Origin of the sequence: Myxococcus llanfairpwllgwyngyllgogerychwyrndrobwllllantysiliogogogochensis (assembly GCF_006636215.1) — a bacterium.
Lineage (GTDB): Bacteria > Myxococcota > Myxococcia > Myxococcales > Myxococcaceae > Myxococcus > Myxococcus llanfairpwllgwyngyllgogerychwyrndrobwllllantysiliogogogochensis.
The window spans coordinates 35,137-41,553 of the sequence record NZ_VIFM01000078.1; the positions used below are offsets into that span (position 1 = coordinate 35,137).

General features: G+C 68.3%; 4 protein-coding genes. 2 read left to right on the forward strand and 2 right to left on the reverse strand.

What is annotated here, in order from left to right:
• The first annotated feature begins 197 nt into the window (after nt 1–197).
• Complete coding sequence (locus tag FJV41_RS20490; RefSeq protein WP_438616747.1) at nt 198–923, forward strand: 2OG-Fe(II) oxygenase; 726 nt, start codon at nt 198–200, stop codon at nt 921–923.
• Between the two features lie 21 nt (nt 924–944).
• On the opposite strand, the gene FJV41_RS20495 is transcribed toward FJV41_RS20490, so the two are convergent.
• On the reverse strand, nt 945–3,407 hold the full coding sequence (locus FJV41_RS20495; RefSeq protein ID WP_246137312.1) for an ABC transporter permease: 2,463 nt from the start codon (nt 3,405–3,407) through the stop codon (nt 945–947).
• 119 nt (nt 3,408–3,526) lie between these two features.
• Nucleotides 3,527–5,167, reverse strand: a complete 1,641-nt coding sequence (locus FJV41_RS20500) for an ELWxxDGT repeat protein (protein ID WP_181790800.1) — start codon at nt 5,165–5,167, stop codon at nt 3,527–3,529.
• Nucleotides 5,168–5,343: 176 nt separating this feature from the next.
• On the opposite strand from FJV41_RS20500, the gene FJV41_RS20505 reads away from it, so the two are divergent.
• Nucleotides 5,344–6,258, forward strand: coding sequence for a glutaminase (locus FJV41_RS20505; protein WP_141644205.1), 915 nt, complete (start codon nt 5,344–5,346; stop codon nt 6,256–6,258).
• The last annotated feature ends 159 nt before the right edge of the window (nt 6,259–6,417 follow it).

A 6,417-nucleotide genomic window follows, 5' to 3' on the forward strand; every position in this document is an offset into this window, starting at 1 on the left:
CCGGCGCCGTCCGTTCGCAGCAACAACCGGGTCGCAACCTGCTCCCCGGTGCGCCATCTCCTGTGTCTGTCCGGTGTGCTGACTGCGCCGCCGGAGACAAGAGGGAGTGTCTTTATGGCGTGGCGACCGAAGCAGCGAACAATGTCAGCTCAGGTGTCCGTGGAGTGGGGGGCCTCATGACCACGCCTGTCCGCAGGATGCGTGCGTCGAGCCCTCCCAACGTGGAGCAGCGCCTGGAGGCGCTCGACTGGGCGGCTCTCGGCTCGGAGCTGGATACACGCGGGTGCGCCACGCTGGCTTCCATGCTGACGCCTGACGAGTGCGTGGCCCTCGCGGCGCTCTACGCCTCCGATGCGCCGTTCCGCAGTCGCGTTGTCATGGCTCGGCACGGCTTTGGTCGGGGCGAGTACAAGTACTTCGCCTATCCGCTCCCTGACCTCGTCGCCCGTCTACGAAGCGGGCTCTACCCCCAGCTCGCCGCCATCGCGAATCGCTGGAACGAAGCCATGCGCATCGACACGCGCTACCCCGACACGCACGCCGCCTACCTCCAGCACTGTCATCAGGCCGAGCAGCTCCGGGCGACGCCACTGCTCCTCCAGTATGGCGAGGGCGACTACAACTGCCTCCACCAGGACCTCTATGGAGAGGAGGTCTTCCCGCTCCAGGTGGCCTTCCTCCTGTCGGAGCCGGAGCGAGACTTCACGGGAGGCGAGCTGGTGCTCACCGAACAGCGCCCCCGCATGCAGTCCCGCGCGGAGGTGGTGCCACTTCGCCAGGGAGATGGCGTCATCTTCCCCGTCCACCACCGCCCCGTGCAGGGCACGCGAGGCATCTACCGCGTCAACATGCGTCACGGCGTGAGCCGCCTCCGCTCGGGCCACCGTCACACGGTGGGCATCATCTTCCACGATGCCCGCTGACGGGCCCCACGCCCGGCTTCCTCAGTCACCCCTGAGCGCGACCGAGGGAGACACCTGTGCCGCTCTCCGCGCGGGGAGCAGGGCCGCGGCAAAGGCCACCAGCCCCAGAACCACCAGCACCACCGCGTACGTGAGTGGATCCACGGGTTGAACCCCGCTGAGCAGATGCACGAGCGTCCGACTGGCCGCCGCCGCGAGCACGAGCCCGAGTCCCAGCCCCATCGCCGTCAATCCCAGATACCGACGCAGCACCAGGTTCGTCACCTGGTGTGTCCTCGCGCCCAGGGCCAGGCGGATGCCCAGCTCCCGTGTCCGCTGGGATACCGCATAGGCGACGACGCCATAGAGCCCCACCGCGGCCAGCAGCAGTGCCACCCCGGCGAAGACTCCGACGAGCAGCAAGTAGAAGCGCAGCGGCGCCACCGTGTGGTCCACGACCGAGGCCAGCGTGCGCACGCTGCCGAGCGCGAGGCTCGAGTCGAGCGACCGGACCTCCGCGCGCACCGCCGAGGCGAGCGTGAGCGGGTCCGCCGACGTTCGCAGCACCAGCGTCATCTGCGTGCTGCGTGCCTGCTCATAGGGGAGATAGACCTCCGCGACAGCGGGCGCCGCCAGCCCGTCGATGGCGAGGTTGTCCACCACGCCGACCACGACTCCTCCGAACGCACCGTTTCCCCAGTTCATGTCGGTGCTCAGCGTCCGCCCCAACGGGTCCTCGTTCGGCCAGAACCGGCGAGCGGCCTCCGCGTTGACCAACACGGCGCGCCTACCTTCACCTCGGTCCTCGGCGCTCAGCCCCCGGCCACTCAGGAGCTTCACGCGCAGGGTCTCCAGGGCGCCAGGACTGACGATGCGCACGCTGGCCTTCCAGGGGGCCGCTCCAGGTGGCACCGGACGCTGGGGGTCCTTCAGGTCGAGCGGCATCTTGCCTCCGTCCATCGGCAGGCCAGCGACGATGCCCGCGGCCTCGACGCCGGGCAGGGCGCGCAGCCTCGCGAGGAGCTGGTCGAAGAAGGCCTCGGGCGCGGCGGTGCCGAAGCCATACCGATTGGGCGGCAGGTCGATCTTCACCGTGAGGACTCCCTCCGGCTCGAACCCCGGCGCCGCTCGCTGAAGATGCACGAAGCTGCGCAACAGCAGCCCCGCGCTCACCAGCAGCAACACCGCGAGCGCGGTCTCCCCGACGATGAGCAATGCGCGCGTCTTGTGGTGATGGGCGCCACCGCCACTCCCCGCATTCGCCATGCGCAGCCCACCGCCGAGCGACACGCGCGTGGCCTTCAGCGTGGGAACGAGGCCGAACAACACCGTGGTGAGCATCGCCAACGCGGCGGTGAAGGCCAGCACGGTGCCGTCGATGGAGGCCTCCTCGAGACGAGGAATGTCCTGGGGGCCGAACGCGGTCAGGACATCCATGGCCCACATGGCCGCGAGCAGTCCCATCGCGCCACCCGCGAGCGCCAGCAGGCCGCTCTCCGCGAGCAGCTCGCGAGCCAGCCGGCCCCGGCTCGCGCCCAGGGCGAGGCGAATCGACAGCTCTCCCTCACGAGAGGCCGCACGTGCGAGCAACAGGTGGGTGAGGTTCGCGCAGGCGACGAGCAGGACCAGCCCCACCGCGCCCATCAACATCAGCAGGGACGGACGCACCTTTCCCAGCAGCACGTCGCGCAGGGACTCCACGCTCGCGCCCACATCCCGGTTCGTCCGGGGATGCTGCTCGGCCAGTCCTCGTGCAATCGCGGCCACCTCGGCGGTTGCCTGCTCCACGCTCGCGCCGGGCGCGAGGCGGCCATACACCTCCAGCCAGTGGGCACCGCGTGCTTCCGGCGTCAACGACTCCGGGCCCAGGACCAGGGGCAACCAGAGATCCGAACGCGCCGGGAAGTCGAAGCCGGGCGCCATGACTCCCACCACCGTGGCGGGCACGGGGGCTCCCGTGCTCAGGGTTCGCCCCAGCACCGTCGGACTTCCGCCGAAGCGACGCTGCCACAAGGAATGAGAGATGACGGCGACCGGAGGCGCCCCTGGAGCATCGTCTCCTGGCTGGAGCGCTCGGCCCAGGTGCACGCGCGGGCCGAGCACCTGGAAGAGGTCGGCAGTGGCGAGGGTTCCCTGGACCTTCACGGGGAGCGACTCGGCGTCATGCGCGCCCAGGGTCAGCTCGGTGCTCGCGAGCGCGGCCAGTCCGGTGAAGGAGCGCGCCTGCTCGCGCAGGCTCACCAGGTCAGGAGGTGAAGTGGGACCCGGGCCCTGCTTCCCCACGCTGTACAGCCGCACCACGCGCGCGTCGTCCTGGAGAGGGAGGGGACGCAGCAGCACGGTGTGCACCACGCTGAAGATGGCCGCGTTCGCCCCGATTCCGAGCGTGAGCGTGAGCACCGCCACCAGGGTGAACGTGGGACTGCGTCGCAACCGGCGCAGCGCGTGACGGAAGTCCTGGCGGAGAAAGTCCATGCGTGTGCCCGACAGCACGGAGCGTGCCATGAGGCGCACTCTCTGTCGTCAGACGCACGGTGCGACGAGCCACCTGGCGCGGTGGCCGGAGCTGGGACAATCGGTTCCCGGCTCCGGACACTCGCGTCTCATGAACGTGTCTTCGAGGCTCAGTTCTTGGGGAAGCAGCCCACGGAGAGGGCCCACGGCTCGCTATTGTGGATGCCATCACTCGCCACCAGGTACACCCAGTCGTGGGTGGCGCGGAAGGCGACCGGACTGGACGAATCCGGGCCTGGATTGATGTCCGCAACACGGGTTCCCGACGCGGTGCCGTCGGTCCACACCAGCTCCACGCCTACGGCCTCGTTGTAGTAGGGGAACGTCGCTCCACCGCCCACGACGAAGGGCGGGAAGGGGTCTCCGGAGATGGAGGGCTCGGGCCCAGGGCGGAGGTCCTTGATGAGCCGGGTGCCCGAGGGCGTGCCGTCGGTGACCCAGGGCTCTTTCCCCGTGTCGGGCGTGGTGGCGTAGAAGAAGACCTTGTTCTTGCCGGCGACCAGGCTGGTGGGCCCGTACCCCGACGGTGGCGAGGTCGGGTGGGTGTCCGCGAGCATCAAGGTGCCCGCCGTCGTGCCGTTACTCCTCCAGGGCTCCCGACCATGGGTGGCGTCGTCGGCGAACAGGATGACATTGCCCTTCAGCGGCACCAGCTCATTAGGCGCCGAGCCCATGGCACCGGGACGGATGTCCTTCACGAGGCGCGTGTCGTCCTCGCAGCCCATCGAGGTCCACAGCTCCGAGCCGTGGACGCCGTCGTTCGCGGTGAAATAGAGCTTCTTCTTCCCCGACGTCAGCCAGGCGATGTCCGAGCCCGCCGAGCCCGCACGGATGTCTTCCACCAGCTCGGTGTCCTCCTTCGTTCCATCCGTCGTCCAGAGTTCCCGACCGTGGGTGCCGTCATCCGCCACGAAGAACACGGTGCCGTCTTCCAGTCGGAAGAGCTGGTCGGGCGACGACCCCATGGCACCAGGGAAGATGTCTCGCACCCGTCGAGTCCCCCCGCTCGTGCCGTCGGACTTCCACAGCTCACGACCTTTGCTGCCGTCGTCCGCAGCGAAGAGCAGCCGCTTGCCATCCAGCAGGGGCTGCCCGGGTGAGGAGCTCGGGAGGCCGGGGAAGATGTCCTTCACGAGGCGCGTGCCTCCCGTCGTTCCGTCACTGCGCCACAGCTCCGTGCCGTGCGTGCCGTCATCGGCGGCGAAGTAGAGCGTCTTGCCCACGGCGACAGGGTTGAGGGGATTGTCGGAAAAGGCGCTCCCAAAGGGATTGATGTCCTCGACCAGTCGAGTCCCGCCGGGAGTGCCATCCGTCTTCCACAGCTCGCTGCCATGGATGCCATCATCGAGGATGAAGAAGACCTTGGAGCCCACGACGGTCATCCTCTTGGGAGCGTCGGAGAGGTTTCCGAGCAGCAGCGTGGCCTTCCATCCGGAGTGGAGGTCCTGCCCGCCCGACTTCTCCTCCAACTTCCATAGGTAGTAGGTGTCGAGGCTCGGACCGTAGACGATGCTCATGTAGACGACGCCGTCCACTTCGGCGCTGTCGAGCAGGTTCGTCGAGCCGGTCCCCGGCGCGAGGTCGGCGACGAACCTGGGGCCGGTGCACTGCGGTGCGTTGTTGAGGTCCTGGCTCAGCTCAAGCTCGGAGTCGCTGTCGGTGGTCGGTGGGTCCACCGACTCCTCCATGGGGCCGCAGGCGCAGAAGAGCGCACAACTGCCTGCGAGGAAGTATGAACGGGAGTGACGCATGGATTCATTTCCTTTCCCCGGACCCATCGTTCATCCGGGTCCGCGGAATGTGGAGGGTGATTGGCGAATGCCCAGTGCTCTGGGGCCTGAGGTCAGGTTCGCTGGTTCACCGATGTGAATGAGGCGACATTCCCCCGCGCGGCTATCATCCGGGGCCACGGTGGACGGGGCGCGCGATGGACGACTTCCAGGCGATTCTGAATGAAGTGATGGCGGCCATCCGGCCGACGGTGGGGCAAGGGCGGGTGGCGAACTACATCCCCGCGCTGGCCGCGGTGGACCCCGCACGGTTCGGCATGGCGCTGGCGACCGTCGATGGCGAGGTGTTCGGCGTGGGGGATTGGCGGGTGCCCTTCTCCGTGCAGAGCATCTCCAAGGTGTTCGCGCTGGCGCTGACGCTGGCTCGCGATGGGGATGCGCTGTGGCGCAGGGTGGGCAAGGAGCCCTCGGGCAATCCGTTCAACTCGCTGGTGCAGCTCGAGTACGAGCAGGGTGTGCCCCGCAACCCGTTCATCAATGCGGGGGCGCTGGTCGTCACGGACCGGCTGCTGAGTCTCACGGGTGATTCGCGCGGAGTGTTGCGGGAGTTCCTGCGGGCGGAGAGTGGCAACGCGTCCGTGGACTTCGACCCGGTGGTCGCCGCGTCAGAGGCCGAGCACGGCCACCGCAACTCCGCGCTGGCGCACTTCATGGCGAGCTACGGCAACATCCAGAACCCGGTGCCTCGCGTGCTGGAGCACTATTTCTGGCAGTGCTCGCTGTCGATGAGCTGCGCGGACCTCGCGCGGGCCTGTGGCTTCCTGGCGCGTCATGGGCAGGGCGCGAAAGGGGAGCGGTTGCTCACGCGCAGCCAGGCCAAGCAGGTCAACGCGGTGATGCTCACCTGCGGCACGTATGACGCCGCGGGCGAGTTCGCCTATCGCGTGGGTCTGCCATGCAAGAGTGGTGTCGGTGGCGGCATCATCGCCGTCATCCCGAATCGCTGTGGATTGTGTGTGTGGAGTCCGGGGCTGGATGCCCACGGCAACTCCGTTGCGGGTGTGGAAGCACTGGACCGGTTCACGACGCTGACCGGGCTCTCGGTGTTTTGAGGGGGATGGGTGGCGTTGAAGGTGAACCGGTCCTCGCGAAGATGTTCTTCCGCTGAGGACCGGCCCCCACCGCCCATCCCTCACGCCCGAGCCGTCCCGATGTGAAGCGGATCTCCCGCTTCGCTTGCTGCAACCCGCCCGTCCAACCCGCCCGTCCTG

Bases quoted from the DNA above. Each gene is read 5' to 3' on its own strand.
- FJV41_RS20490 (WP_438616747.1), top strand. From the start codon at position 198: ATGCGTGCGTCGAGCCCTCCCAACGTGGAGCAGCGCCTGGAGGCGCTC.
- FJV41_RS20495 (WP_246137312.1), bottom strand. From the start codon at position 3,407: ATGGCACGCTCCGTGCTGTCGGGCACACGCATGGACTTTCTCCGCCAG.
- FJV41_RS20500 (WP_181790800.1), bottom strand. From the start codon at position 5,167: ATGCGTCACTCCCGTTCATACTTCCTCGCAGGCAGTTGTGCGCTCTTC.
- FJV41_RS20505 (WP_141644205.1), top strand. From the start codon at position 5,344: ATGGACGACTTCCAGGCGATTCTGAATGAAGTGATGGCGGCCATCCGG.